The 26,229-nt window shown below is 47.0% G+C and carries 22 protein-coding genes; 2 read left to right on the forward strand and 20 right to left on the reverse strand.

The features are described from left to right. Window positions 1–223: 223 nt before the first annotated feature. The 9 genes from rbsD to V3C10_21270 form a co-directional block, all read right to left on the reverse strand. The gene (gene rbsD / locus V3C10_21230) at window positions 224–619 is read right to left on the reverse strand and encodes a D-ribose pyranase (protein ID WVP61798.1); all 396 of its coding nucleotides are present in this window, start codon (window positions 617–619) and stop codon (window positions 224–226) included. 26 nt (window positions 620–645) lie between these two features. Beyond that, the gene (locus tag V3C10_21235; protein ID WVP61799.1) at window positions 646–1,791 is read right to left on the reverse strand and encodes a M24 family metallopeptidase; all 1,146 of its coding nucleotides are present in this window, start codon (window positions 1,789–1,791) and stop codon (window positions 646–648) included. A 104-nt stretch (window positions 1,792–1,895) separates the two neighbouring features. Next, on the reverse strand, window positions 1,896–2,912 hold the full coding sequence (locus V3C10_21240; GenBank protein WVP61800.1) for a zinc-dependent alcohol dehydrogenase family protein: 1,017 nt from the start codon (window positions 2,910–2,912) through the stop codon (window positions 1,896–1,898). A 62-nt stretch (window positions 2,913–2,974) separates the two neighbouring features. Beyond that, window positions 2,975–3,964, reverse strand: a complete 990-nt coding sequence (locus V3C10_21245) for an ABC transporter permease (protein WVP61801.1) — start codon at window positions 3,962–3,964, stop codon at window positions 2,975–2,977. Between the two features lie 13 nt (window positions 3,965–3,977). Further along, window positions 3,978–4,979 carry an ABC transporter permease gene (locus V3C10_21250; protein ID WVP61802.1) on the reverse strand — a complete coding sequence of 334 codons (1,002 nt, stop codon included), beginning with the start codon at window positions 4,977–4,979 and terminating at the stop codon, window positions 3,978–3,980. Beyond that, on the reverse strand, window positions 4,976–6,643 hold the full coding sequence (locus V3C10_21255; GenBank protein ID WVP61803.1) for a sugar ABC transporter ATP-binding protein: 1,668 nt from the start codon (window positions 6,641–6,643) through the stop codon (window positions 4,976–4,978). Before V3C10_21255 ends, V3C10_21250 begins: the two co-directional genes overlap by 4 nt. A gap of 87 nt (window positions 6,644–6,730) precedes the next feature. After that, complete coding sequence (locus V3C10_21260; protein WVP61804.1) at window positions 6,731–7,813, reverse strand: substrate-binding domain-containing protein; 1,083 nt, start codon at window positions 7,811–7,813, stop codon at window positions 6,731–6,733. A gap of 361 nt (window positions 7,814–8,174) precedes the next feature. Continuing rightward, entirely contained in the window at window positions 8,175–8,834 is a 660-nt protein-coding gene (locus V3C10_21265) for a GntR family transcriptional regulator (protein WVP61805.1), read from the reverse strand. Between the two features lie 115 nt (window positions 8,835–8,949). Further along, window positions 8,950–9,936: a serine hydrolase gene (locus tag V3C10_21270; protein WVP61806.1), complete on the reverse strand. Its 987-nt coding sequence runs from the start codon at window positions 9,934–9,936 to the stop codon at window positions 8,950–8,952. Window positions 9,937–10,226: 290 nt separating this feature from the next. Here V3C10_21270 and V3C10_21275 point away from each other — a divergent pair, with 290 nt between their 5' ends. After that, complete coding sequence (locus V3C10_21275) at window positions 10,227–11,564, forward strand: hypothetical protein (protein ID WVP61807.1); 1,338 nt, start codon at window positions 10,227–10,229, stop codon at window positions 11,562–11,564. A 274-nt stretch (window positions 11,565–11,838) separates the two neighbouring features. On the opposite strand, the gene leuA is transcribed toward V3C10_21275, so the two are convergent. From leuA to V3C10_21290, 3 genes are all read right to left on the reverse strand, one after another. Continuing rightward, window positions 11,839–13,506 carry a 2-isopropylmalate synthase gene (leuA, locus tag V3C10_21280; GenBank protein WVP61808.1) on the reverse strand — a complete coding sequence of 556 codons (1,668 nt, stop codon included), beginning with the start codon at window positions 13,504–13,506 and terminating at the stop codon, window positions 11,839–11,841. Between the two features lie 203 nt (window positions 13,507–13,709). Then, window positions 13,710–14,615, reverse strand: coding sequence for an LD-carboxypeptidase (locus tag V3C10_21285; GenBank protein ID WVP61809.1), 906 nt, complete (start codon window positions 14,613–14,615; stop codon window positions 13,710–13,712). A gap of 110 nt (window positions 14,616–14,725) precedes the next feature. Further along, the gene (locus V3C10_21290; protein ID WVP61810.1) at window positions 14,726–16,069 is read right to left on the reverse strand and encodes an MATE family efflux transporter; all 1,344 of its coding nucleotides are present in this window, start codon (window positions 16,067–16,069) and stop codon (window positions 14,726–14,728) included. A 1,173-nt stretch (window positions 16,070–17,242) separates the two neighbouring features. Here V3C10_21290 and V3C10_21295 point away from each other — a divergent pair. Then, window positions 17,243–18,520, forward strand: a complete 1,278-nt coding sequence (locus V3C10_21295; GenBank protein ID WVP61811.1) for an IS110 family transposase — start codon at window positions 17,243–17,245, stop codon at window positions 18,518–18,520. A 432-nt stretch (window positions 18,521–18,952) separates the two neighbouring features. Here the strand turns inward: V3C10_21295 and V3C10_21300 are convergent, their stop codons facing one another. From V3C10_21300 to V3C10_21335, 8 genes are all read right to left on the reverse strand, one after another. After that, window positions 18,953–20,410 (reverse strand): PhoH family protein, encoded by a 1,458-nt coding sequence (locus V3C10_21300; GenBank protein ID WVP61812.1) that lies wholly within the window; start codon window positions 20,408–20,410, stop codon window positions 18,953–18,955. 283 nt (window positions 20,411–20,693) lie between these two features. After that, entirely contained in the window at window positions 20,694–21,248 is a 555-nt protein-coding gene (locus V3C10_21305) for a zeta toxin family protein (protein WVP61813.1), read from the reverse strand. Then, window positions 21,238–21,474: a hypothetical protein gene (locus V3C10_21310; protein WVP61814.1), complete on the reverse strand. Its 237-nt coding sequence runs from the start codon at window positions 21,472–21,474 to the stop codon at window positions 21,238–21,240. Before V3C10_21310 ends, V3C10_21305 begins: the two co-directional genes overlap by 11 nt. Window positions 21,475–21,675: 201 nt before the next feature. Beyond that, window positions 21,676–22,068, reverse strand: a complete 393-nt coding sequence (gene rpsI, locus V3C10_21315) for a 30S ribosomal protein S9 (protein WVP61815.1) — start codon at window positions 22,066–22,068, stop codon at window positions 21,676–21,678. A 28-nt stretch (window positions 22,069–22,096) separates the two neighbouring features. Beyond that, a complete protein-coding gene (rplM, locus tag V3C10_21320; GenBank protein WVP61816.1) occupies window positions 22,097–22,531 on the reverse strand; it encodes a 50S ribosomal protein L13 in 435 nt (144 codons plus the stop codon). Between the two features lie 618 nt (window positions 22,532–23,149). Next, the gene (locus V3C10_21325; GenBank protein ID WVP61817.1) at window positions 23,150–24,427 is read right to left on the reverse strand and encodes an IS110 family transposase; all 1,278 of its coding nucleotides are present in this window, start codon (window positions 24,425–24,427) and stop codon (window positions 23,150–23,152) included. Window positions 24,428–25,055: 628 nt separating this feature from the next. Next, window positions 25,056–25,181, reverse strand: coding sequence for a hypothetical protein (locus tag V3C10_21330; GenBank protein ID WVP61818.1), 126 nt, complete (start codon window positions 25,179–25,181; stop codon window positions 25,056–25,058). Between the two features lie 211 nt (window positions 25,182–25,392). Continuing rightward, window positions 25,393–26,202: a putative hydro-lyase gene (locus tag V3C10_21335; GenBank protein ID WVP61819.1), complete on the reverse strand. Its 810-nt coding sequence runs from the start codon at window positions 26,200–26,202 to the stop codon at window positions 25,393–25,395. Window positions 26,203–26,229: the final 27 nt, after the last annotated feature.

A 26,229-nucleotide genomic window follows, 5' to 3' on the forward strand; every position in this document is an offset into this window, starting at 1 on the left:
ACCTCCTTGTTTTCTCTGTTAATAATCATATCATTTTTCAAAATTCTAAGCAATTATAATGTGTGTTCGCAGCTTGTCTGTCATATCATATCCTGTTTTTATATTCTTTTCCACTACGACGCAGAAAGGCGGCATGCTATGCCTGCCAAACATAACCTTGCCGCCTTGTTGTCTCTTTATTATAGTGTCTTCTTTTCTTTCAATTTCCCCAATTATTTCCTCCTTAAAACGTCACCCCCGCCCTCAAAATAACATTCGCATAAGCCGTAGTCTCCCCCGTTCTGACCACGGCCTGGCACCCCTTCATCCTCTCCTTAAAAACCTCATGCTCTACATACTCAGCTTCCACCCCCGGGAATCTTTCCAAAATCTCCCGCTCCATCTGCGGGGATCTTTCACTGATTTCACAGGCCAGAATTATCCCCTCCACTTCCATCTCAGTCAGCACCGCATCCAGTGTCTGCAGGAAACCGGGAACTCCTTTTACAAGAGCCAAATCAATCCTCTTCACATTTTCCGGTACCGGAAGTCCTGCATCTCCAATCGCAATCTGCTGTGTATGGCCGAGTCTGGAAATCACATAACTGATTTCCGAATTCAACAATTCCGTTTTCTTCATCCCATCTCCTCATTTTTGTCTAATCATCAGTCTACAACCAATAAATCCGGCCTTTCCATCCTGATTCCGTCAATCTCCCAAACCAGCTTTGGATATGAAATCGGTCTTGTAATAAAAACAGGCCCGGACTTTGTAACGAGGAAAGAATCCTCGGACTTTGTGCCGTCCACCACCGGATTATAGCAGTATGCCTGGTTTTCCTGAATCTTATGGTGGCAGTCCGGCGTAATCATGTACTCCCTTGGCCAATATCCCTGACAGCCGCCCTGGCCGTGCTTTTCAAACATTCCCTTATAGCCTTTATCCAGATACGCCTGCTTCAACGTTTCGTACATATGAATTTCGTCCTCACCGACCGCCGCCCTGGCTACCGCCATACACTCCATCTCGCTGCAGTCTCTATACTGCCGGATCAGTGAATCCTCCGGTTTTCCAAAATGAATCATGCGGGAAACCGTTGTAATCAGTCCTTTATATCTTCCGTTAATAGAAACTATCAGGTTATTTTTAAGCGGCCTTTTCGTGGGAAGTCCGTGCCGGAACAGGCAGGCTCTTTCATCGGCCGACACCAGATGCATTACCTGTTCAATGTTATATTTCCAGAGTGCGTCTGATATTCCGCCTGCAATTTCCAGCTCCGTCATTCCCGGTTTTATGGTCGGAAGATATTCTTCCAATGCCATGGACATCGTGTCGCCAAGATAACGGTAGCGGCCCATCTCATTTTCCGTCATGCAGAGACGCAGCGGCCTAATCCATTCGTTCGCCACCACAGCCCCTCCGCAGGGCATATCACTGACCACTTTATCCATGGCTGAGACATGTTTTATTACAAATTCGGCAAGTCTGTTTTCCTCCCACCCGTAAACCAAAAGTTCAAATCCCAATTCCGGCAGCATTTCTTCTTTTCTCAAACGTGGCTCTTCAATCACATTACAGATTGCGTACATCCCCTGCCCTGTTATCAAAACAGCTACCGCACCGGCATCAAAACAGTTTGCCACGAAACTTTTCCCTCCGGCTGTAATCCAGCTGAAATTTGGATGTTTTGTCAGCAGAAGCGCCTCCATTCCCCTCTCTCTTAGCATTCTGTCAACTCTCTGCCTCTTTAACGATATTTCATACCGTCTTGCCTCCAGGGATGTATCTTCTTTATATTTAAAAAAATCCATCTCGTATATCCCCCTATCATCCCGCCCCATTGCGCTCTTTATGACACTGTTGCTGCAATGCAGCCTCTAACCGCACTATTTCTTCCAACATTATTTCCCTTTTCCTACCTGTTCGGATCAATCAATATTTCAACTCCCGTACCGTTTCTAAGCAATTCAATCCCCTTTAATGTATCCTCTAACGGCAGCGTATGGGTAATCAATTCACTGAGATTCAGCACACCGCTCTCCAGCAGTTTCACGGCCTGTGGAAATGTCGCGTTGGCCAGCCAGGTTCCTTTCACATCGATCTCATGCTGCGTAATCCTGCTCTGTATAATCTCCGGCCTTGCATTTGCGTTGACTCCAAACAGAAGCACGGTGCCTCCCTTTCTTACCGCCTTGACCGCCTCCATCATCTGGCTTCCCACCACGTCCACACCGTAGTCCGCCCCCAGAGGAAGCAGCTCTCTCACAAAGACCTCCAGATCCTGTTCCAGCGGATTGATCACGTAGTCCGCTCCAGATTTCCTGGCAAATTCCCGTCTCAATTCGCTTGGCTCCGAGACTATTACCGGATACGCCCCGGCCGCTTTCATCATCTGAGTAAACATAAGCCCGATCGTCCCTGCTCCGATCACCACGGCGCTTTCCCCTGGCATCACTCTGATTTTACCGAATCCGTTCAGCAGGCATGCCAGAGGCTCGGCAAATGCCGCTATTTCTGCCGGCAGCTTGCGGCTCACTTTGTATACTACGCGCTCTGATGTCCTTACGTATTCTGCAAATCCTCCGTCTACGTCAATTCCCATGGCCTTAATATTTTCACAGAAATTGGGAAGATTGTTTTTGCAGTAATCACAGACGCCGCAGTAATCATTGGGATTTAATACAACACGGTCCCCCACTTTTACCGTTGTTACTTTCTCTCCGGTTTCTACAATTTTACCCACCAATTCATGGCCGAGTATTGTTCCCGGCGTTGCTTTGTAGCCGGGTGGGACGCTCATAATATGCACATCAGTACCACAGATACTGCAAAGCTCCACCTCTATTATTACATCATCGTCTTTTGTAATGACTGGTTTAGGAACTTCCTTTATGACCAGTACTCCCTCTTTTTCAAATACTGCTGCCCTCATCCGTATACCTCCTGTCTCACTGTAATTTTTGTTTCCGATCTCTGCTCCCTTTGCTTGCCGCTCTACTGATTTGCCCGTGCAATCTCCCGTTTCTGCCGGTATTTTACCGCCAGATAGTCCAGCAGAATCCCAATAATCAGAAGAATTCCGTATGTTGAAGAACGCACAAAGCTGCTGATCCTGAGCAGGTTAAAGCCGGAATCCAGCATTTGAAGGGCCACAACTGACAGCAGGATGTTAAACACATTTCCCTTTCCTCCAAGAGGAGAGATCCCCGCGAACACGGAGGCCAGCATGGCCTGCAGCACGTAGGAGGAACCGTAATCGTATTTTGCCGAGTTGGTTCTGGCCAGAATCAGGATTCCGGTCAGGGCGCCCAACATGGACGACATCATATATGTCTTAAAAACCGTTTTTACATTATCAATTCCACAATAAAAACTGGCCACCCTGTTGGAACCAAAGAGCTGGGTTTTGAGTCCATGAGGCGTTCTGTGGATAATCAGATACACGGCCAGCAGGGCCGCAAGGAAAATAATAAGCGGCATTGGCACCAGCCCAAACAGCTTCCCGTTTCCAATAAACATGACCTGTTCCGGAAAGACTCCGAACACGCCCTGGCCTTTTGTAAGCACCATGCAGATTCCTGTATAAAGATTTTGGGTTCCCAATGTAGCCAGGATAGGAAAGATTCCCAGCTTTGCAACCAGAATTCCGTTGATAATTCCGCATACAAGACCAATTACCACCGTTGACGCCAGGCAGAGCAGCAGATACGTCCACACACCGCTTCCCGTGAGCCCTTCCGGCATGAACTGCAGCAGAATAATACCATTTACGGTTGCCGTCAGGTTTGCCACCGCCACAATTGATAAATCCGCCCCGGCCGTCAGCATCGTAATTCCAATCCCCAATGTCAGAAGCCCCGCCTCCGGAAACTGGAAGCACATGGATTCAAAGTTGTAAGCCGTCAGGAAACGGTCCGGTTTTAAACAGGCGAAAATCAGGAATACCACCAGATTAATTCCCAGTAATTGTTTTATTTTACCCATACGTTTTCCCTCCTTATGTGCGGGCCTCTCTCTTTGCCTTTATGGACTGTACCAGGACGGCAAAGATAATCAGCAGGCCAAAGGTAAATTTCTGCCAATAGGAAGGCACGTTAATCAGCGCCAGGTTGTTGTTTATTACGTTTGTCAGCATCAGGCCCAGAAAAACTCCCAGCACCGTTCCTTTACCTCCTGAAATACTGGTTCCGCCCATTACCACGGCTGCGATTACAGTCAGTTCCTCTCCCTGAAAACTCATGGGATCCGCCATACGGTTATTACTTACGTAGATAAGTCCGGCAATCCCGGCCAGAAGACCGGCATAACCGTAAATAAACATCCTGATTCCCGTCAGATTATATCCGATTCTCTGTGCGCTGGAGCTGTCTCCTCCCAGAGCATAAACTCCTCTTCCGATTATCGTATGGTTCAGAATCAGATGCGTTATAATCATGATTCCCAGCATTATAAAGACGGAAAAATGGAGCCCGTAACTGGATCCGGTCGCGTCCACCATGTTGAACCAGTATGTCTTGGAAAATTCAATCGTACAGGGCGGCATTTCCGCACTAGCCACATATTCATTACCCACAAATTTCAGTATGATTCCCCTGATACTCGTCGCCACGCTGAGTGTAACAATGAAAATTGGTATATCAAACTTATTGACCAGAAATGCATTCAGAAACCCAAACAGCATTCCAAGTACTGCAGAAATCAGCATCAGTACCAGAATCGGTCCCTGATATCCGATTGAAGCAGCCAGACGGATCGTCATATACGCCGAACATATAGCGATGGCCATAAAAGACATGTCGATTCCGCCGTTGATAATAATCATCATGACACCGCAGGCGAAAATACCGGTCACAATCATCGTCCTGAACAGATCAAACATATTCCTGACGGTCAGAAACGAGGGATTCAGCACGGAAAATAACGCCATGACGAGGAACAGAATAATCAAAACAATAAATTCATTACTCTTAACAAACTTTTTCATTCTGGAATTCATCATATCTTCGGCGCCTCCTTCCCTTCTCCCGTCTGACCGTTATGAGACCGACCGCCACCTTTCTGCCCGCCATTTGACTGTCTATCACCCACCGGACTGTCACTAGACTGGCCGCCGTTTGACTGCGCGTCACTCATCTCTCCATCATCTCTCCCCATCATATCCGGTTTCTCGGCATCCGACTGCGTAATCTTCTCATTCAGAATCTCCGCCGTAATCCGAGCTGTTTCCCCCTCATAAATCATCCTTCCCCCGTTCATTACCAGGATCCGGTTTGTTGTACTGAGCAGTTCTCCCAGGTCATCCGAAATCATAATCACGGCCAGCCCCTGTTCCGCCAGTTCCCGCAGAATACGGTGGATCTCACTCTTCGATTTCACGTCGACGCCTACCGACGGACCATTCAATATGAGGATTTCCGGCCGGCTGGCCAGCCATTTTGCTATCACGACCCTCTGCTGGTTCCCGCCCGAAAATGTACCTGCCAGGACTTCGGTTCCCGCCGCATTGATGTTTAATTCTTTTATTCTGAGTGCGGCCTCTTCTTTCATTTTCTTAAAGTCCAGCATTCCGTTTTTCTTCTTTTTTCTTTCTAAAATGGAGGCGCTGATATTGTCCGTCAGCGTTCTCTCCATAAAAAGGCCTTCCGTCAGACGATCCTCCGGAACATAACCGATATGGTTTTCCAGGGCGGACCGTATATTTTTAAGTTCTCTCACTTCACCATGAATTTTTAAAGTCCCCTCATGGATTCTGCCGATACCAAAAAGCGCCTTTGCCAGCTCCGTGCGCCCGGAACCGAGCTGCCCCGTGATTCCCAGGATCTCACCGGCGTAAAGTTTGAAACTGATGTCGTAAAATGCTCCCTTCTGGCAGCACTTTTCAAGTTCCAGGACCGGCTTATCACTGATTTTCCTGTATTGGAACGGAGTTACCTCAATTTCCTGTCCCGTCATATAATAGACAAGCTTGTCACGTTCAAATTCCTCCACATGCCTGTCGACAATCATGTCTCCGTTTCTTATTACTGCAATACGCTGGCATACGGTAAATACTTCGTCCAGCTTATGGCTGACAAAGATTACTGCGATCCCTTTTTCCGACAGGCCATAAATAATCTGATACAGCCGCTCTATCTCTTTCTTGGTGAGAGCCGTCGTAGGCTCATCCATTATAATCAGCTTTGCGTTCTGAAGTATTGCCCTTGAAATGGCTATGATCTGCTTCTGTGCCACCGGAAGTCTGCTTACCTCCTCATCCAGATCCATCTTCACGCCGATCATGTCGAGGGCTGCCTGCGCCTGCTGCCTCATCCGCTTCCAGTTTACCAGACGTTTTCCCTCCACAAGCTGTGTTCCCAATGAAATGTTCTCCGCAACAGTCAGATTTGGAAAAACGGAAAAATCCTGATAAATCACCTGAATGCCCTCTTTAATTGATGCGGTGGGAAGAAGTTCCGTGTAACTGCGGCCGTTCAATTCGATTGTTCCTGAATCCGCCCTGTAAACGCCCGAGATAATTTTAATCAGCGTAGATTTTCCGCACCCGTTTTCTCCCACCAGGCAAAGCCGTTCCCCCGGATAAACGGTCAAATTAATATCTTTCAGCACCCGGTGGCCCGAGAATGATTTGTTAATACCCGATACCTTTAAAACTGGAGTTTTCATAGATTACACCTCTTTTGCCGCCATCATCATAAAAGGCTGTCCCAAAAATATTTGAGACAGCCTTCTTAAGAATTCCGTTCCGGTCATTTAGAAATCGTTATCCGCCAGGGTATCCTTTGTTACATCTCTCCAGGCCTCACCAATAATCACGTTGCCATCCAGCTTAATGGAGTGATAACCTTCAATTCCCAAATCCATCCCCTCTTCTATTGTGCCTCCGCTCTTTAAAATCTCTCCCACCTTGGCCATGATATAGCCGCTGTCCGCAGGATCCCAGCATCCCAGGAATGTGAGTGCGCCGGATTCGATATAATCTTTATTCGCACTTGGAAGACCGTTGCCGACAACAGCGATTGCCCCCTGTTTGCTGGCTTCCTCAACTGCAAGCGCATAACCCGGAAGATCAGTTGCAGAAGTTACGAACATGCCCTTGAGATTCGGGTATGTTTTCATAAGCTCGGCTGCTTTCTCCTGAGATGCTTTCTGATTATAGTTCGTCTCCACAAAGGCATCTTCATTGACGCAGGTCAAATTCGGATACGCTTCCTTCTGGCGTGCCACCGCGCCTTCGGCCCATGCCATATGGGATTTCGCGGTAAGGGAACCAACGCACATCACATATTCTCCCTCTTCTCCCATGGCTTCCGCCATCTTATCCATCAGATGGGCTCCATATGCAGGCCCGTCAAATGCCTCCACATCATAGTCCACGTTCACGATTCCCTGTGCTTCATGTGAAATAACAATAATTCCCTGTTCCCTGGCCTTTTTAAGGACCGGTTCAAGGGCTTCCGGGGATACCGGAACAATTGTCAGTACATCAACACCCTGGGTAATCAGGTTTTCAACTTCTTTTACCTGAAGTGCAGCGTCGCCCTTGTCCGCGCCTGTCTGGAACGCTTCATTGCCTGTATCCTGTCCGTATTTTTCAATACCGACCGCCATACGGTTAAACCATGCGCCTCCTACAGATTTCGGCAAATTGGCTACCACAATCTTTTCCCCAGCCTGAGCTGCTGCCTCAGTTTCTGCCTCCTCTGGCGCTTTTGTTTCCTCTGCCTCACTCTGTTCGGCAGCTTTCGTAGTCTCGGGCGCCTTCCCACTGGAGCACCCGGTCAGGGCGCTGACGGTTAAACATGTCCCCATAAGAACTGCGAGCATTTTTTTCATAGACATTTCCTCCTTTGTTCGTTTACCTCTCCTCTTCGGAATCATTTCCGTTTCACTTGTATTTTCATTATAACATTTCACAAACAAAGGTCAATACCATTTCCTTTAATTGTATACAATTTGTTTAAACTGTCTACTTTTCACTCTCATTTTTAGTAATAACTCACAACAATCAAATTAATAAAATCAATTTTTCATTCATTTTTATACTCATTTTACCTGTAAGCAAAAAAGGCCTCCGTTGGCAATATGCTCAACGAAAGCCTCTTTTTTATTCTCTTTCTATAGTCCGAATGCCTTGTCATCCCTGTTTTATTCCCGGAGAATCGTCCCAAATCAATTTGTAGGACTTTTCCTTACGCTATGCAAAAAAAGCGACGGGAAAATCTTTTTCCAGATTGTGAAAATGCATATTATGGCGGGTAAGTAAGTGAACTGCCTTCTTTTCATCCCTCTCCACCAGCGCCGCCACTATCTCTTCATGCTGACGGTACTGTTCCACCGGATTTTCCAGGAAATCGCCTCTCCAGGATTGCAGAAACTCAATTTTTAAATATACCTTTTTCTGAAACTCAATCAGCTGCCGGTTGCGCGATATCACACTCAGCTCAAGATGGAAGGCACAGTCCTCTTTTATCTTCATTGCCACATCATCCTCATTCGCCGCCTGAAGACAATTTTTCGCATGTTCCATCATCCGGTTAAAATCTGCATTGCTGCCATAAAATATTGCCAGTTTAGCAGCCAGATTATCCAAATGGGCACGGGTAATCCCAATCTCCTTGATAAGAGCTTCATCCCAATTGGCTACCTCTGCAAACCGGTTCGGATAAATATTCAGAATGCCGTCATTCGCGAGCTGCTTCATCGCATCCCGGATAGGCGTTCTGCTGATTCCAAACTGAGTGGCAATCTTAGCCTCCGGGATTCTGTCCCCAGGCTTGATTTTCATAGATAAAATCATATCCAGTAAATAATGGTACACCATTTCGCTCAAATTATTGCCCTGATCAAGCTTCATATAATCTCCCTCCAGGTTTTTCTACTTTCAAGTATACAACAAGTCAAGAGATTGTCAACAATTCAGAGTAATTAAATACATTTATCACTGTTCCATTCATCTGCCCGCCCGGCCTTCATCCCTGTTCTTCCTCAACCATCGGCTCAATTACCTCTGTAATAAATTCTACCCTGTCCTTCACCTCCGGTCGGAAGAGAGACGCGACCGCTACAACCATTTTATTCTTTTCATTGATATAAAGCGCATTTCCCCCATCTCCCAGTGCGGCATAAATGTGAGCCTGATTATCAATAATCCACCACAAATATCCATATGACAGTTCATTCCATCGGCTCTGCTCCCTGGTGCTCTCCTCGATCCATCCGGCAGGAATAATCTGTTTCCCGTCCTTTATCCCGCCGTCCAGGTACAAACTGCCTATTTTTCCCAGATCAGTGAGCGTCAGCGTCAGCCCCCAGCTGGCCGTATTAAGCCCCTGTGGATCGACCACCCACCCGCGTGTATGAGTATCCCTCATGCCGAATGCAATATGCTCTTCTTTGGTAGCCAGCACCACATTTTCCTTAATCTCAATTCCCAGCGGCGTAAACAAATGTTCCGATGCAAAATCCAGTATCGGCTGCCCCGTTGCCTTTGCCAGGATGCCGGAAAGAATATGCGTACCGACAATCGGGGAATACACAAATTCTCCCGCCGGCTTTTCACCTCCCAATAAGCCGAGGGCGAATTCCAGCCAGTTCTCACTAGAGAAAAACTTCTCATACGGCTCCATTGCCGTTTTATACGGTGCAGTCATAGTAAGCAGATGTTTAATTGTCACATCATAGACCGTCTTCTCTCCCGGTATAACCTTGTAATCCGGGAAAAAATCCATTACTTTCTGGTCCGTGCTTTTGATATAGCCCTTATCAACGGCAATACCTACCAGCGCGGAAAAAATACTTTTTGTCACTGAAAACACATGGAACGCAGTGTCCGCAGTGAAACCATTAAAATATTTTTCATATAAATTTACTCCATTTTTTTGTACCATAATACCGGCGATATTATTGTAATCGCTTTTAATAATATTTTCTAACTCTTTAATTTTCTCCTGATTCATCAAATCAATTTCCTCCTTTAAATTATAAAGGATATCCTTGAAATAAGGATAATTCCATTAAAAATGATTTGCAAGCACAATTATAAAAATTATTATACAATTTTAAAATCTGTTTCTTTCTGCATACAGCGTGATAACTTCAGGATTCCGCAATAAAAAAGTAAAACACCACAGAATCTAATATGGTAAAATAATGTAAACGGATTTGTGCCTTTTTAAATCCGGCTTGATAAAAACAATACTGATAAATTTGCTATCTATCAAACATTCGGCTTCAGAAAGGAGCAATAATGATAAACATCCATGATATTTCCCGGCATACCCCCCTCTCCTTCCCGCCTCCATCCATAATTCCGGCCGCTATTCTGCTGGCTGCCGGAATCATATTGACGGCCTGCGGGGGCGGTAGTTCTTCCAGTCCCGCCCCTTCCTCCATGGAAATCAGCGAAGTGACGCTCACCAGTGAAGAACAGGAACTTGTCTCCCTGCTGGACACACATTCCAACAGTTGGCTCTATGAATACAAAACAGGCAGTGAAATGAAGGAGCTGCTCTTTCATATCGAAGAATTCAAAGACGGAACTCTCACCAGCATAGCCAGTGCAGGCGGCCCGGCTCCGCAGGAGGGCAAATTTTCTATCCTCATGGATCCGGATGAGATCACCGTCTCCTGGGACGGAGGCAGATACTCCTGTCTGGTAGATACCACTTCCGGTTACAAATCAAGTGTCACAAGCCACCTTGGAGCGCTTTCTTCTTTTGAGTATAATGAGCCGTTATCTATCGCCATGGTGGCAAGCACCCAGTCCGGCTCCATTGCAAGCGCCGGAGTCACGGATTACTACAACCTGCCCGAGCTGCAGGAACGCGGATATGACCGTGTCCTGTTTATCACCGTATCCTTTACCGATACGGATAGCAGCGGTACAGATTCTGCCCAAATAAAAGACGGGCTGTCAGACAGCGCCGCTCCAAAAGACGAATTCAGCAGCCATCTTCTCATGGCCGGCGGAAAACTTTATTACGGAACTTCCGAAATCGGTCCCATGGGCGATGCAGGCAGTGTGGACGGCCATATCACCGCCTCCCTGAAACCGGATGAAACTCCCGATATCGAAGGGCAGTCCAATTTTGGCTGTATTGGGAATCCATATACACGGGATTTTGGCGATGGCATGATCATGGTCCTATCAGAGGATAAAGAATGGCACATCTTCCGCGCAGAGGAGACAGACGGGATTTCAGGTCCCTTCTGTGCTTTTATACAACGGCTGGACGAAGACAGACTTTATGTAGATATAGCGGAATGGATAACACCGGAAGATACGGAGAGAGTACGGGAACTGAAGCTGTCGGAACAGGATATGCCGGACGGATACTATATTTACAATCCAAGCCGGTCTCAGACCATTCTGACCCTGACCGACCAGACCCTATACCGTTTCATCGACTGGGGACGTGACTTTGTTTCTTCCGACGACCCGAAAGAACTTTTAATCGAGACTACGGACAAAGAAAAATTCGTCCGTTATCTGGGCACATATAAAGATTCCACACCTGGAATGCCCTTTTTCATTGATGTGGAAAATGGAATTGTAAGCATGATTGAAGAAAAACCTATCGCATAAATTCTAGTCACCGAAGGAAGAACTGAATTCCTCCTACGTGATTTGAAATGAGGGTTACACCCTCAAACTCCTGATATAAGGAAAATATAGTTTGTAGACAAGCTGAGGCGGCATACTGCCATAACGCAGTATGCCGCCTGTCTTAGTGACATCTCTTTTATTAACATCACTTCTATTAACATCTCATTACCAACATACGGTCGACCGGTTACTGATTCGCAAACCGCTGTTTTGCCGCCTATGCCGCCGTTACTTCCGGTAAATGTTCTTTTACCTAGTAAAATAATCTGTTCACCGCACTAAAGATACCGCGGATGGAAGCTCTCGTAATATTGGAGCTGATGCCGACACCGTATGTCGTCTCCCCCGTCTCCACGTTCATCAGATGGATATAGGAAGCAGCCTGGGCGCCGGAACCGGAGCGGAGTGCGTGCTCGTCGTAATCCAGTACGCGTATCTGGATTCCCAGGGCATCCTCAAGTCCTCTCTGGATTGCATCGATAGGACCGTTTCCTACGCCGTCAATAATGCGTTCTTCTCCGTGATCCGTAAAGGTAAGATGGGCAACCGTAGCAAATCCGCCGCCCTCGTACTCCTTGTCCGTAATCTGGCATTTTCTGAAATGCATCGGTTCTTTGCGGTTCAGGTAATTGTTGCTGAACTCGTCCATAATCTGTTCCGGAGCCACCTCTCCCTGTTTCTCCGCAATCCCCTGGATAATATCGGCAAATTCCTTGTGCATTCCCTTGGGTAGACGGAATCCGTAAAAACTGTCCATGACAAAAGCAACGCCGCCCTTGCCGGACTGGCTGTTGATACGCACGACAGGCTCGTATTCGCGGCCGATATCGCTCGGATCGATAGGAAGATAAGGAACTTCCCAGATTCCGTCCGTTCTCCTTCCGAGGGCCTGCATTCCCTTGTTGATGGCATCCTGATGGGAACCGGAAAATGCAGTAAATACCAGTTTGCCTGCATAGGGATGTCTCGGATCGACCGGCATCTTTGTACAGCGCTCACAGATTTCCGTGATTTCTTTAATATTTTCAATCTCCAGCTTTGGATCGATTCCATGGGAGAACATATTGTATGCAATATTCAGAATGTCCACATTACCGGTTCTCTCTCCGTTTCCGAGAAGAGTTCCCTCGATGCGTTCCGCTCCGGCCAAAAGCGCCAGCTCTGCGGCCGCAATGCCGGTTCCCCTGTCGTTGTGCGGGTGGACGCTCAGAATGATACTGTCGCGATTCTTGAAATGCTTATTCATCCATTCAATCTGATCTGCATAAACATTCGGTGTTGTCATCTCAACCGTGGCAGGCAGGTTGATAATCATCTTGTGCTCCGGCGTCGGTCCCCATTCCTCCTGTACCGCCGTACAGATATCAAGGGCAAAATCCAGCTCCGTACCGGTAAAACTCTCCGGCGAATACTCCAGAATTACCTCGCCGTCAAAGGCCTGCATATATTTTTTGACCAGTCTTGTCCCTTCAATGGCAATCTCACGGATCTCGTCGCGGTCCTTATGGAATACCACTTCTCTCTGAAGAGTGGACGTGGAATTGTAAATATGTACAATCGCTTTTTTAATTCCACGGATCGATTCAAAGGTACGTCTGATCAGGTGCTCGCGGCACTGGGTCAGAACCTGGACCACCACGTCGTCCGGGATCAGTCTTCTCTCAACAAGCTGCCTTAAAAAGTCAAACTCTATCTGGGATGCCGCCGGAAAGCCAATCTCGATTTCCTTAAATCCCATTCTGACAAGAAGATTAAACAGTTCAATCTTCTCTTCCACTACCATCGGTTCAATCAGCGCCTGGTTACCATCGCGCAGATCCACACTGCACCAAATGGGCGCCTTCTCAATTTCTTTATTGGGCCATTCTCTCTCAGGGAAATCAATTACCGGAACTCTTTTATATTTTTTATAATTCAACATGCTATCTTCCTCCCGAATTCACAAAGGGTTTTTCTCAACTTTTCTCGCTCAGTCCAATACTGTAATGCCGCCATTATACCATTTTGCCATCCGGATATCAAGCAAAAACCCTGTTCCTGCCTGCTCTTGTTACCGTCCGCCTTCGGCCAAACGGCAATAAAAGATGCACAGAAACGGTAATAACGCCATTTCCCGCCGCAAAATTACGTCGGGCCGCATCCCTTCTGGATTCTCATATGCTCCCCTATCATGAGGCATCTCGAATCATTCCCATGGCCGATACAGGTAGTCTTAGCAACGGGCAATTCCGGACGGACCACGTTTAATAAGAGCTCCTCCGCAGTCGGCGTCATCCCCTTATTTTCCATTGCGGTAAATGTTCCCAGAAGGATTCCCGACACCTGGTTAAAGACTCCCATCTGTTTCAACTGGCTGAAATAAGTCACCACCTGGGGAACCTGTCCGCCGTTGCACTCTAAAAACAGGATCTTGCCTTTAAAATCAGGCCAGAAAGCCGTTCCCGCAAGTTTTAAAAAGCATCTGATATTGCCTCCTATCACCGTTCCCTCCATCCTGCTCCCTCTCAGAAAATGGCAGTTGAAGTGTTTCAGGGATTTTCCCCCCTCCATCATGGTTTCACGGAATTCGCGGGCCTGTTTCTCACCGCAGCATCCCACCAGGTTTCTCAGCTGGTAAAGACCAGATTTTTTTCCCGTTTTAGTATAAATGGCGTTGATGATAGTCGTCAGGTCACTGTATCCGTAAAAAATCTTATCGGAAGCACTGATCATTTTAAAATCCAGTTCATCCAAAATCTCATTGGCCATGTCACCACCCGACAGGTCGAACACAGCCTTAATCGTCTCATCCCTGTAAAAATCCATCAGTGCATGAGCCCGCTCTTTTCCGGTACCGCTGAATACGGTCTCCCCTCTGTATAAAAAAGGGCTTTCCACCGCCTCCAGTCCGATGAGAGCCAGTTTTTCTTTCAGCAGCTTCAAAGATGTTCTGTCGCCCTCCGACAGCCCATTCGAACAGCAGGCAAGCCCCACCCTGTCTCCATAGTGCAGCAGCCCTGCTTCTCCATATACATTTCCCCCCACTTCCATTTCCGTTATCCTCCGATTTTCCTTCTCCATTCTTATTGTTTTATCTGAAACGGTAACGAACCGGCGCCTTTACTTTTTCCCGGATCGTTACTCCTGAACCCGCTTATGTATCATGAAACAACCTTGTGGCACATCCACTTTTTACTGAAAAATCTCCATGAGAAGATGATAGCGCGCATTGTCCAGTCCGTAAACATGCCAATCCACACAGCCATCGGTCCGAATCCAAACTGCCTGCACAGGAAAATGCAGAGGCTCACCCTGAAGACCCACATCGTGACGCAGGAGGTGGCCATGGAAAACTTCACATCTCCCGCCGCCCGCAATCCATAGGCCGGAATAAACGCAAGGGTCCAGACAAATGGCTTCACCAGAGTAATCCAGCCCACCATATAGAAACACATATCTGCACTTTCTTTTTCCATCCCGCCCAGATATGTAATTGGTTTTGTAAGTGCAAAAACGGCAAGACAGCTGATGATAATAACAATCTCTGCCAGACCGGTCAGCTTTTTAATATAATAGACGGCCTCCTCTTTCCTGCCGGCGCCCATGCATTGTCCCACCACGGTCATCAGGCCGATTCCGATTCCGATGGCCGCAATACCGTTTAAATTCTCCATAATATTCGTCATGGCCTGGGCTGCAATCGCAACGGTGCCAAGTGTTGATACCGTGGACTGGATCGCCAGCTTTCCAAACTGGAACATGGCGTTTTCAATACCATTTGGAACCCCTACCGCCAGAATCATTTTTATCTTTTTTAAATCGGGACGTATTTTAAAATAATCCCGGATTACCAGCATCTGATCTTTTTTCCTAAGGAAAATGAATACGGCAACGGCCGAAATAACGCGTGAACCCAGGGTTGCAATAGCCGCTCCGGCTACTCCGAGACCAAATCCCCAGATCAGGATAGCGTTCCCGCAGATGTTAAGCCCGTTGGAGACAATTGCGATTGTCATGGGAAGCTTTGTATTCCCCTGTGCCCTGTAGACCGACGATCCGGCATCATAGAGGGCGATAAACGGGAAGGACAGTGTTGTAAAGAAGAAATAGATTTGTGCCGCGCTCATGACGGCCGGTTCCACCTGCCCAAATATCAGTTTTAGCAGAGGGAAACGAAAAGCCAGGCAAAGCAGGGTGACTGCGATGGAGATCGTCGTAACGACAAATACAAGCTGTTTCGCCGAACGGTTGGCATTCTTGTGATCTTCCTGGCCGATATACTGCGAACAGATAATCGTTCCTCCTGCGGCAAGCGCATAAAACGCCTGGATCACCAGAATATTGATCGAATCCACCAACGAAACCGCCGATATGGCCGCCGATCCCACGTTGCTGACCATAATACTGTCCGCCGTTCCCATCAATGAATTCAGTATCTGCTCCACTACCAGCGGCACCAGTAATTTCCGCAGATCCCTGTTGCTGAACATGTGTTTCTTTTCCATTTCAAACCTCTGTTTCCCTGCACACCTCCTCCGGTGTGCCTTTTCTTTTCATATCTCCGTATACTTTTTTACTGCAATTGGAAGAATTATAACACTGGCTGAGAGAATTCTCAATAGAATGAAGGAAAATGTGTAATAAGTTTGTTAAGGCTCCGATATAAAAGGGGATTTATTGAGGAAAGAGAACGCCGCCGGGAGTCGGGGTTCGGGATGGTGAGGGGGAGGTTGTGAGTCTTCAGTCCCGGTTTGCAGGTTATCGCGGGTGGGGAATCCGGGCAGAAAAAGTTCCTGCGGGAAACGCTTGCGCTCTTTGGAGTACATAACGGACACTAACCTCGTGAAATACCTCGGTAAGTGCCGATGAACTCCCAGGTTCCCTTCGGAATCTTTTTCTCCCGGATTCCCCACAGGAAGGTTATGGCCCGGGACTGAAGACGCGAAGGTTATCGCCATCCCGATCCCCGGCCTGCGGCCGCTGAATTGTTCTTATTCCTTCAAAAGGGGGGAGGTATTGTCGCTACCACTACGTTTCCTTGAATTTCAGGAGAGTGCCTCCCGTTTGGTATTAAATTGATGAGTCTGCTCTTTAGTGCCTGACCTATCCTATCCTTACATAACCATGCAATTTTTTGTTTACACATTAAATTTAGTTTTGGATTTATCTCCGAATTCAGCCTGAAACATATTCAATAGGTAAAAGGTTCACGACTACATAGTGGCCGCGACAATACCTCCCCCACACTCGTATAATAAGTTTATAGCCAGTTAACATAGGCTGTAAACTTATTTTTTTCTAGTATAGATGTAAGGAATTTCTATGTTGTCATATCAGGAGGGGTCTCCTCCAGGAGTGCTGGTCCATCCTTTTCTCATCTATACTGTTTACTGGTTACTTTCTATCAAAGCCTCCCGGTGCTATAATGGTTCTCAGTGGAATCTTAGCTAAGGTCACTGCTGCCCCCGCATGCAAAGCCTTTGGCTATTGCTTATCAAGCTTGCAGCCCAGACGGTGTGCCATGACTGCTTACACAAATGCTGCATCACCAGTTCCAGCCTCCAGCAGGGTATTTCTACTGGTTCAATGCTGATATCGCGAGGTTGCAGCCGGTACACCGAATCGGGATAAGCTTTGGCTATGTTTCCCCATTCTTACATGAAAGGTGGTGATTACACATGAAGAAAACCGATTACCTGTCAACGCTTTTTGTTGGAATCGACATTGGTTCCCGCTTAAACGTTATCTCTGCTTTGAATTTCGAGCAGGACTTCCTTATCCGCATGGTCCCCATCCCTAACGCCCAGTATGGCGCTGAGAGGATGGGGCAGATGATAGTGGAAGTTCTGGAACAGCACCATGAGTTCCTTTCCGTTATCATCGGTTTGGAGTCTACCGGTTTTTATGGCGTCCACATTGCCAATTACCTTTCCACCTGCGAAAGGCTGGCCCCTTTCGGCACGAAGGTTTACTGCCTTAACCCCAAGGAAGTGGCAAAGTACAAAGGATCCTTCAATTCCCTTGATAAGAACGATGGGATCGATTCCTTTGTCATTGCCGATTTCGCCAGGGTAGGGCGGATTAAAACCCAGCCGTGGCGTGGGGCACAGTATCTTGCCCTCCAGCGCCTTACCAGGCACCGGCTTCACATTACGGAATGTATGGCCAAGGAGAAAACCTACATGCTCAACAACATCTTCCTCAAATTCAGTGAGTTTGCCATGCTGAACAAGGAGGAACATCCTTTTTCTGACAAATATGGTGCCACCGCAGAAGCAGTCCTTACGGAATACCTTTCGACCGAGGCCATTGTAAATGCTTCGGTCGATGAGCTGGTTGCATTCATCAGCTCCAAGAGCCGTGGACGAATCTCCGATCCGGAGCAGACCACTTATCTGCTTCAAAAGGCGGCCACTAATTCCTACCGGCTGGACAAGTGTCTTTATGAACCGCTGACGGTCTCCATTGGGTGTTCTTTTAACTGTATCAATGCATTTGAAAAAGAACTCAAAGCAATTGATGATGCCATTTTAAGGACGGTGAAGGGGCTGAACCCTACCGAGTACCAGATCCTCAACTCCGTTCCCGGAATCGGCAAGGTTTATGCCAGTGGTATCCTTGCTGAAATCGGCACAATCAAGTGTTTCAAAAACAACGATGCACTTGCCAAGTATTGTGGCATTGTCTGGAAGGAAAACCAGTCCGGGATATTTGATGCAGAAGACACGCCTATGAATAAAGCCGGCAACCGTTATCTGCGTTATTACATGATAGAGGCCGCAGGCAGTGTCATGAATCACTGTCCGGAATACAAGGCCTTTCATGACAAAAAATTTGCTGAGGTGAGAACCCATCGGCACAAACGAGCACTCGCGTTGACTTCCCGTAAACTGATACGTATGCTTTTTGGACTGCTGGACAAAAGCCAACTCTACTCTGTGGAAAAGAGTAGGTAATCCATAGTATATACCGAACTTACGTTTCTTTTGAATCGTAGGTCTATTAAAGTTACCTTTCTTATAGAAAATCTTTTTCATTTACCTCTTGACATTTCACCAAATTGCTTGGCGAAAGAGACAATCAGCCCCTGAAGCCGGCGGACGGGGCAACACCTTCGCTGAGTCTTCAGTCCCGTCGACAACCTGCCCGGGGAAGGAGGAGAAAAACTTTCCGAAGGGTGACCTTGAAGCCCGCCGGTGCTTGGCGAGGTATTTTCGAGCTTAGCATCCGCTGTGCGCTTCACAAGCGGGAGCGCGTCCCCGCAGGAATTTTTTTCTCCGGATTCCCCCTTACCACAACCAACCGCCGGGACTGAAGACTCATATCCAACCTCCCACCACCCCGTCCGCCGTCTTACAGAGGCGTCCTCGCATCTCAACTAACTCCCCTTATAACCGCCTTATCGCATCCATGGCCAGCAGGGAACGCTCGCATTCCTCCGCAGTCATGGTGAGCTGCCAGCAGAGCGGGCTTCCCTTCATGTATTCCGCCGCATAACTGAGTCCGTTTGTCTTTTCATCCAGATAAGGGCGGTCAATCTGGTTGGGGTCTCCCAGCAGAATAATTTTTGTGTCTTTCCCGGCACGCGTGATGATTCCTTTTACCTGGTTGGGGGTCATGTTTTGTGCCTCGTCGATAATCAGATACGTTTTTACAATGGAGCGTCCCCTGATATAATTGAGCGCCTCCGCCTGTATTATTCCCCGGTCGAAAAGTTCCTCTATCTTATCGCTCAGTTCTTTTTCATTGGAGTACCGCTGTTCCTCGTTGGAATCAATCAACTGCTCCAGGTTGTCGATAATCGGTCTCATAAGCGGTGTAATTTTCTCCTGCTCGGTACCGGGGAGAAAGCCGATGTCCGTGTCAAATTGAGCGTTCGGGCGGCTTACCAGGATTCTCCTGTACTCTCCATTTGGGTTATTTACCAGTTTTTCCAGTCCCACGGCCAGAGAATAAAATGTCTTGCTCGTTCCCGCCATACCCTTGATAATTACGAGGGGTGCTTTAGAGGCCGGCTGCATCAGCGCCTCCTGGAGAAAATACTGCCCGGCATTCCTGGGGCTGACACCGTAGGGGCGGGTTTTCTTAAATTCCAATTCCCGGATTACTCCGTTCTCCACCCGGCCGAGCTGAGTTTTTTTCGTAGACTGATCTGCCTTCAGGATGACAAACTCATTTTCCTCCAGCCTCACACCGGAATGGCTCCCCTCCGAATCCGCCGTGTAAACCGCGTCCATGGGAATTCCGTTTTTTTTGAACGCATGAAACAAATCCTCAGGGACATAGACCTCGGTCCTTCCCTGATACTGCCCACCTTTGTCTGAAACCTGCTCTGTGGTAAAGTCCTCTGCTCTGATACCGATAATCTGTGCCTTGATACGCAGAAGGATATCTTTTGTAACAAGAATCACCTGTCCCTTTTCCTCCGGCTGAGCCGCTTCCCCCGGCTGCCCCCCTTCTCCCGGTAATTTCACTTCTACCCGCTCATCCTCTTTCCCCCCGGAAACCTGCTCCGACAGGCCTTTGCAGACCTTTAAAATCCTGTTATCCGCCTTCTCCTCAGGAAGATCTCTGGGAAGCTTCACATCCACAAAGTTTTTTTCCACCCGCAGCGTACCTCCCCCCGGCAGTCCGACCCCTTTGAGCAGATCTCCGGAAACTCTCAACTGCTCCAGCAGGCGTATGGCGGTCCTGGCATTGTTGCCTCTCTCCCCCTCGGCCTTTTTCAGGTTATCCAGTTCCTCCAATACCACGACCGGAAGCACCACCTGGTTATCTTCAAAACAATTCAGCGCATATGGCGCCTGAATCAGAACATTCGTATCCACCACGTAGGTTTTAATCATTCACAGGCCTCCTTCTTTCAGGCAATTTTCTTACCTGCTCTATCATATGATAATCAGACATGCCTGAGAAGTAGTTTTTTCAGGCAGTTATAATAACAGCAGGGACTACTCTCCCTGCTGTTATTATAACTGTCCAATGTAAGGCCTGTGTGCACTGTGCTACCAGGTTATGTAAAATCTTATCGTAATCAAACAACAAAAAGCATGCTTCACGAACTTTTCATTGCCACTCAAAAAAACCTTCCGGTGAATCCCGGAAGGTTCTTAGTCTCAATAATCCTGCTTATTCAATTAAACCCATTATCTCATCTTCCGACCATAAATCATTTGGAAAAATTGATATGTCCTCTTTATGCTTACGTACAATTCTGACCGACTCAATCGTGTTGTCATACTCGTGTAAAATATCACACAGTTCCATAAGCCGGCTTATATTACCAAGTGATTTATGATAACGTTCTATTATTTTCTTTTCTTCTACATCATGACCGCCGGATCCCACTCTGGTTTCAACACGGGCAACATTGATATAAGGCTCAACCGTAAGAACAAATATACACTTAATAAAATATCCTTCTGCCTTTGCTTTCTCTAAAATTTTCAGTTTAAAATCCGATGATAATACTGTTTCAAAGGTAAAGTCTTCTTTTTTATCAATCGACTTGTATCTTCTGTCATCTACAAACTTTGCTGCGTCTTCATTATTCATTCCTGTAGATGAGACGATATCATCCGCATTCGTATAAGTCCCTACCTTTTCAAGATACTGTGTGATGGTACTCTTACCAGAGCCATTTGGTCCCGCCAAGATCAGAATCATCGGTTTCTTATTTGACACGTTTTTTCTCCCCGTCTGCATATTCTACATAGACCCTTTTTGTTTTAAGATCATATTTTGCTACTGGTTTTTTGCAAAATTCTGCTTTTGCAAGCGCTGCTTTGACCGCCTGTGTAGCTCTTGCATCCATCTCAAGATCCTTATCAGATATATATTTTTTCTGGTCAGTGGATGATATGACTTTAACAGAATGTTTTTTTCCAGTTCTTTCTTTTATTATGTCCATCGTATCTATCCTTTCTAATTTTCTATAATATATAATATGCTGCAACATCCTTCTACCTATTATCAGATATGTTTCCCAGAAAACACCTGTGCTCATATTTTTAGTATACCACAATAGTATAAAAAAACATCCCAAAACAAAATGTCTTGGGATGTTGTAGAGTGTTCTGAGCACCAAAAATGTTCTGAACAATATGATTTCTTATCGTTTGCTGAACTGTGGAGCACGACGAGCTGCTTTGAGACCGTATTTCTTTCTCTCTTTCATTCTTGGGTCACGTGTTAAGTAGCCCTCTTTCTTGAGGATTGGTCTGTAATCAGCGTCAGCCTGAAGAAGAGCTCTGGAAAGGCCATGACGGATAGCTCCTGCCTGTCCTGTGAATCCACCTCCGCGTACAGTAACAATTACGTCGAATTTATCGACTGTCTCTGTTGCTGTGAGTGGCTGGCGTACAACTACCTTAAGTGTTTCAAGGCCGAAGTACTCATTGATATCTCTCTTGTTGATTGTGATATTACCTGTACCTGGTACAATATATACTCTGGCGATAGATTTTTTTCTTCTGCCTGTTCCGTAAAATTTTGCGTTAGCCATTATTGTTTCCTCCTTCCAGCACCTTTAATTAAAATTTGATTTCTAAAACTTCTGGTTTCTGAGCTGTCTGCTCATGCTCTGGACCAGCATAAACATGAAGTTTTGTAAGCATACTCTTTCCTAAAGGTCCTTTTGGAAGCATTCCCTTAACTGCTAATTCCATTACCTTCTCAGGTTTTTTAGCCATCATCTCTTTTAATGTAGTCTCTCTCATGCCGCCTACATAGTCAGAGTGGTTGTAATAGATCTTCTGATCTAACTTCTTGCCTGTTACTTTAATCTGATCTGCATTTACCACGATTACGTAATCACCGCAGTCTACGTGTGGTGTAAAGATCGGTTTGTTCTTACCTCTTAAAACCTTTGCTACTTCTGATGCCAGACGACCTAATGTATATCCTGTAGCGTCAACTACGTACCATTTTCTCTCGATTGTTGCTGGACTAGCCATATAACTCTTCATTGGTTGACCTCCTGTTTTACTATCAGATATTTGAGATTAACTTTATCATAAAATGTCTGTTCCGGGGCATTGGTACAGGCACTTTCTCCTGATGTCACAGTTATACATTATATTACACTCTGCCGGACGTGTCAACCTCTTTTTCCTTTAAAATCAAGGTTTTTTCAACAATTTATGATTTAATTGAGGAAGGAGAACGCCGCCGGTGACGGTCAGGGGGCGGGATGGTGAGTGGGAGGGGATGAGTCTTCAGTCCCGGGTGCTAGGTTGTCGCGGGTGGGGAATTCGGGCAGAAAAAGTTCCTGCGGGAAACGCTTGCGCTCTTTGGAGTACCTAGCGGACACTAACCTCGAAAAAACCTCGGTAAGTGCCGATGAACTCCCAGGTTCCCTCCGGAATCTTTTTCTCCCTTCTTCCCCACAGGAAGGTTATGGGCCGGGACTGAAGACGCGAAGGTTTTCGCCATCCCAAACTCCGGCCTGCGGCCGCTGATTTGTTCTGTTCCTTCAAGCAATTTGGTGAAATGTCAAGAGGTAAATGAAAAAGATTTTCTATAAGAAAGGTAACTTTAATAGACCTACGATTCAAAAGAAACGTAAGTTCGGTATATACTATGGATTACCTACTCTTTTCCACAGAGTAGAGTTGGCTTTTGTCCAGCAGTCCAAAAAGCATACGTATCAGTTTACGGGAAGTCAACGCGAGTGCTCGTTTGTGCCGATGGGTTCTCACCTCAGCAAATTTTTTGTCATAAAAGGCCTTGTATTCCGGACAGTGATTCATGACACTGCCTGCGGCCTCTATCATGTAATAACGCAGATAACGGTTGCCGGCTTTATTCATAGGCGTGTCTTCTGCATCAAATATCCCGGACTGGTTTTCCTTCCAGACAATGCCACAATACTTGGCAAGTGCATCGTTGTTTTTGAAACACTTGATTGTGCCGATTTCAGCAAGGATACCACTGGCATAAACCTTGCCGATTCCGGGAACGGAGTTGAGGATCTGGTACTCGGTAGGGTTCAGCCCCTTCACCGTCCTTAAAATGGCATCATCAATTGCTTTGAGTTCTTTTTCAAATGCATTGATACAGTTAAAAGAACACCCGATGGAGACCGTCAGCGGTTCATAAAGACACTTGTCCAGCCGGTAGGAATTAGTGGCCGCCTTTTGAAGCAGATAAGTGGTCTGCTCCGGATCGGAGATTCGTCCACGGCTCTTGGAGCTGATGAATGCAACCAGCTCATCGACCGAAGCATTTACAATGGCCTCGGTCGAAAGGTATTCCGTAAGGACTGCTTCTGCGGTGGCACCATATTTGTCAGAAAAAGGATGTTCCTCCTTGTTCAGCATGGCAAACTCACTGAATTTGAGGAAGATGTTGTTGAGCATGTAGGTTTTCTCCTTGGCCATACATTCCGTAATGTGAAGCCGGTGCCTGGTAAGGCGCTGGAGGGCAAGATACTGTGCCCCACGCCACGGCTGGGTTTTAATCCGCCCTACCCTGGCGAAATCGGCAATGACAAAGGAATCGATCCCATCGTTCTTATCAAGGGAATTGAAGGATCCTTTGTACTTTGCCACTTCCTTGGGGTTAAGGCAGTAAACCTTCGTGCCGAAAGGGGCCAGCCTTTCGCAGGTGGAAAGGTAATTGGCAATGTGGACGCCATAAAAACCGGTAGACTCCAAACCGATGATAACGGAAAGGAACTCATGGTGCTGTTCCAGAACTTCCACTATCATCTGCCCCATCCTCTCAGCGCCATACTGGGCGTTAGGGATGGGGACCATGCGGATAAGGAAGTCCTGCTCGAAATTCAAAGCAGAGATAACGTTTAAGCGGGAACCAATGTCGATTCCAACAAAAAGCGTTGACAGGTAATCGGTTTTCTTCATGTGTAATCACCACCTTTCATGTAAGAATGGGGAAACATAGCCAAAGCTTATCCCGATTCGGTGTACCGGCTGCAACCTCGCGATATCAGCATTGAACCAGTAGAAATACCCTGCTGGAGGCTGGAACTGGTGATGCAGCATTTGTGTAAGCAGTCATGGCACACCGTCTGGGCTGCAAGCTTGATAAGCAATAGCCAAAGGCTTTGCATGCGGGGGCAGCAGTGACCTTAGCTAAGATTCCACTGAGAACCATTATAGCACCGGGAGGCTTTGATAGAAAGTAACCAGTAAACAGTATAGATGAGAAAAGGATGGACCAGCACTCCTGGAGGAGACCCCTCCTGATATGACAACATAGAAATTCCTTACATCTATACTAGAAAAAAATAAGTTTACAGCCTATGTTAACTGGCTATAAACTTATTATACGAGTGCGGGGACTACTGTCGCTACCACGACTACATAGTGGACGCGACAATACCTCCCCCCTTACTTGACGAAAGAGACAATCAGCCCCTGAAGCCGGCGGACGGGGCAACACCTTCCCTGAGTCTTCAGTCCCGTCGACAACCTGCCCGGGGAAGGAAGGAGAAAAGATTCCGAAGGGGACATTGGAGCCCACCGGTGCTTAGACGGCGTTCTTTGACGTCTTAGCATCCGCTGTGCGCTCCACAAGCGGGAGCGAGTTCCCGTAGGAATTTTTTCTCCTGGATTCCCCCTCACCACAACCCACCAACCGGGACTGAAAACTCATACACACCCTCCCACTCCCCCGTCCGCCGTCTTACAGAGGCGTCCTCGCATCTCAACGAAATCCTCAACACAAAGAGAAAAGGAGAGCTTCCCTTTCCGGAACATCTCTCCTCTTCCCGCCGCTTTTTTGTAATGAACTTTTTTTCCTTATATTATATACATAATTAGATAAGGCAACTTTACTGCTGCTTCTGTTATTTAAGCAGTTTCCGCTATTTCTTCTTTTTAGCCTCCAGGAAATCATTCAGCTCCGTATTCAGCACATTGGTGATGAACATATGTCCCGGCGCGTGGGTGATAACAAGCGGAAGTTTTGCATTCTCAATCGCAGCCTGGGGAGTTACGCCGCAGGCCCAGAATACCGGGATTTCTCCCTCGCGGATCTCAACGCTGTCGCCGTAATCCGGCTTGTTGATATCCTTGATTCCGATTTTTTCCGGATCTCCAATCTGAATCGGACCTCCGTGAACATTTGGATAACGATCGGTAATCTCCTTGGCGATTTTTGCATTCTCCGGAGTCATCGGGCGCATGCTGACAACCGTGGGCCCTTCAAATACACCTGCTTTCTCGCACTGGATATTCGTTTTATACATCGGTACATTGCAGCCCATCGCGATATGGCGCACTTCGATTCCCGCCTTCATAAGCGCTTCCTCAAAGGAAAAACTGCAGCCGATCAGGAAACCGGTAAAATCATCCTGCCAATAGGAGGAGGCATCGGTCACTTCCTCCGCCCTGACGCCGTCCCTGTAAATAAAATATCTCGGAATATCGGTCACGATATTGGAGCCTTCTCCCATGTCGTGGACATCGGGAGTTCCCTCCACCACTTCCAGGATTGGGCATGGTTTCGGATTTTTCCTTGCGAACTCTTTAAAGTCTTCAGCATACTGTTTGGGCAGGATGACCAGGTTTGCCTGAGCATATCCCGCACACATTCCCGCTGTCGGATAATCAATTTCTCCCGAACGGATCAGTTTCCATATTTCTTCCGGTGATGTCTTGCTGTAATCTTTCATGGGTATCTACCTCCCTGTTCTAATTTC

This window comes from [Clostridium] symbiosum (assembly GCA_036419695.1).
Lineage (GTDB): Bacteria > Bacillota > Clostridia > Lachnospirales > Lachnospiraceae > Otoolea > Otoolea symbiosa_A.

What these genes read in the sequence shown, in the direction of transcription:
- V3C10_21325 (WVP61817.1), bottom strand. Translation starts at nt 24,427, where the DNA reads ATGAAGAAAACCGATTACCTGTCAACGCTTTTTGTTGGAATCGACATT.
- V3C10_21245 (WVP61801.1), bottom strand. Translation starts at nt 3,964, where the DNA reads ATGGGTAAAATAAAACAATTACTGGGAATTAATCTGGTGGTATTCCTG.
- V3C10_21295 (WVP61811.1), top strand. Translation starts at nt 17,243, where the DNA reads ATGAAGAAAACCGATTACCTGTCAACGCTTTTTGTTGGAATCGACATT.
- V3C10_21235 (WVP61799.1), bottom strand. Translation starts at nt 1,791, where the DNA reads ATGGATTTTTTTAAATATAAAGAAGATACATCCCTGGAGGCAAGACGG.
- V3C10_21250 (WVP61802.1), bottom strand. Translation starts at nt 4,979, where the DNA reads ATGATGAATTCCAGAATGAAAAAGTTTGTTAAGAGTAATGAATTTATT.
- V3C10_21260 (WVP61804.1), bottom strand. Translation starts at nt 7,813, where the DNA reads ATGAAAAAAATGCTCGCAGTTCTTATGGGGACATGTTTAACCGTCAGC.
- rbsD (WVP61798.1), bottom strand. Translation starts at nt 619, where the DNA reads ATGAAGAAAACGGAATTGTTGAATTCGGAAATCAGTTATGTGATTTCC.
- rpsI (WVP61815.1), bottom strand. Translation starts at nt 22,068, where the DNA reads ATGGCTAACGCAAAATTTTACGGAACAGGCAGAAGAAAAAAATCTATC.
- V3C10_21255 (WVP61803.1), bottom strand. Translation starts at nt 6,643, where the DNA reads ATGAAAACTCCAGTTTTAAAGGTATCGGGTATTAACAAATCATTCTCG.
- V3C10_21310 (WVP61814.1), bottom strand. Translation starts at nt 21,474, where the DNA reads ATGGACATAATAAAAGAAAGAACTGGAAAAAAACATTCTGTTAAAGTC.
- V3C10_21265 (WVP61805.1), bottom strand. Translation starts at nt 8,834, where the DNA reads ATGAAGCTTGATCAGGGCAATAATTTGAGCGAAATGGTGTACCATTAT.
- V3C10_21270 (WVP61806.1), bottom strand. Translation starts at nt 9,936, where the DNA reads ATGAATCAGGAGAAAATTAAAGAGTTAGAAAATATTATTAAAAGCGAT.
- V3C10_21240 (WVP61800.1), bottom strand. Translation starts at nt 2,912, where the DNA reads ATGAGGGCAGCAGTATTTGAAAAAGAGGGAGTACTGGTCATAAAGGAA.
- V3C10_21300 (WVP61812.1), bottom strand. Translation starts at nt 20,410, where the DNA reads ATGATTAAAACCTACGTGGTGGATACGAATGTTCTGATTCAGGCGCCA.
- leuA (WVP61808.1), bottom strand. Translation starts at nt 13,506, where the DNA reads ATGTTGAATTATAAAAAATATAAAAGAGTTCCGGTAATTGATTTCCCT.
- V3C10_21330 (WVP61818.1), bottom strand. Translation starts at nt 25,181, where the DNA reads ATGAGTTTTCAGTCCCGGTTGGTGGGTTGTGGTGAGGGGGAATCCAGG.
- rplM (WVP61816.1), bottom strand. Translation starts at nt 22,531, where the DNA reads ATGAAGAGTTATATGGCTAGTCCAGCAACAATCGAGAGAAAATGGTAC.
- V3C10_21335 (WVP61819.1), bottom strand. Translation starts at nt 26,202, where the DNA reads ATGAAAGATTACAGCAAGACATCACCGGAAGAAATATGGAAACTGATC.
- V3C10_21285 (WVP61809.1), bottom strand. Translation starts at nt 14,615, where the DNA reads ATGGAAGTGGGGGGAAATGTATATGGAGAAGCAGGGCTGCTGCACTAT.
- V3C10_21290 (WVP61810.1), bottom strand. Translation starts at nt 16,069, where the DNA reads ATGGAAAAGAAACACATGTTCAGCAACAGGGATCTGCGGAAATTACTG.
- V3C10_21275 (WVP61807.1), top strand. Translation starts at nt 10,227, where the DNA reads ATGATAAACATCCATGATATTTCCCGGCATACCCCCCTCTCCTTCCCG.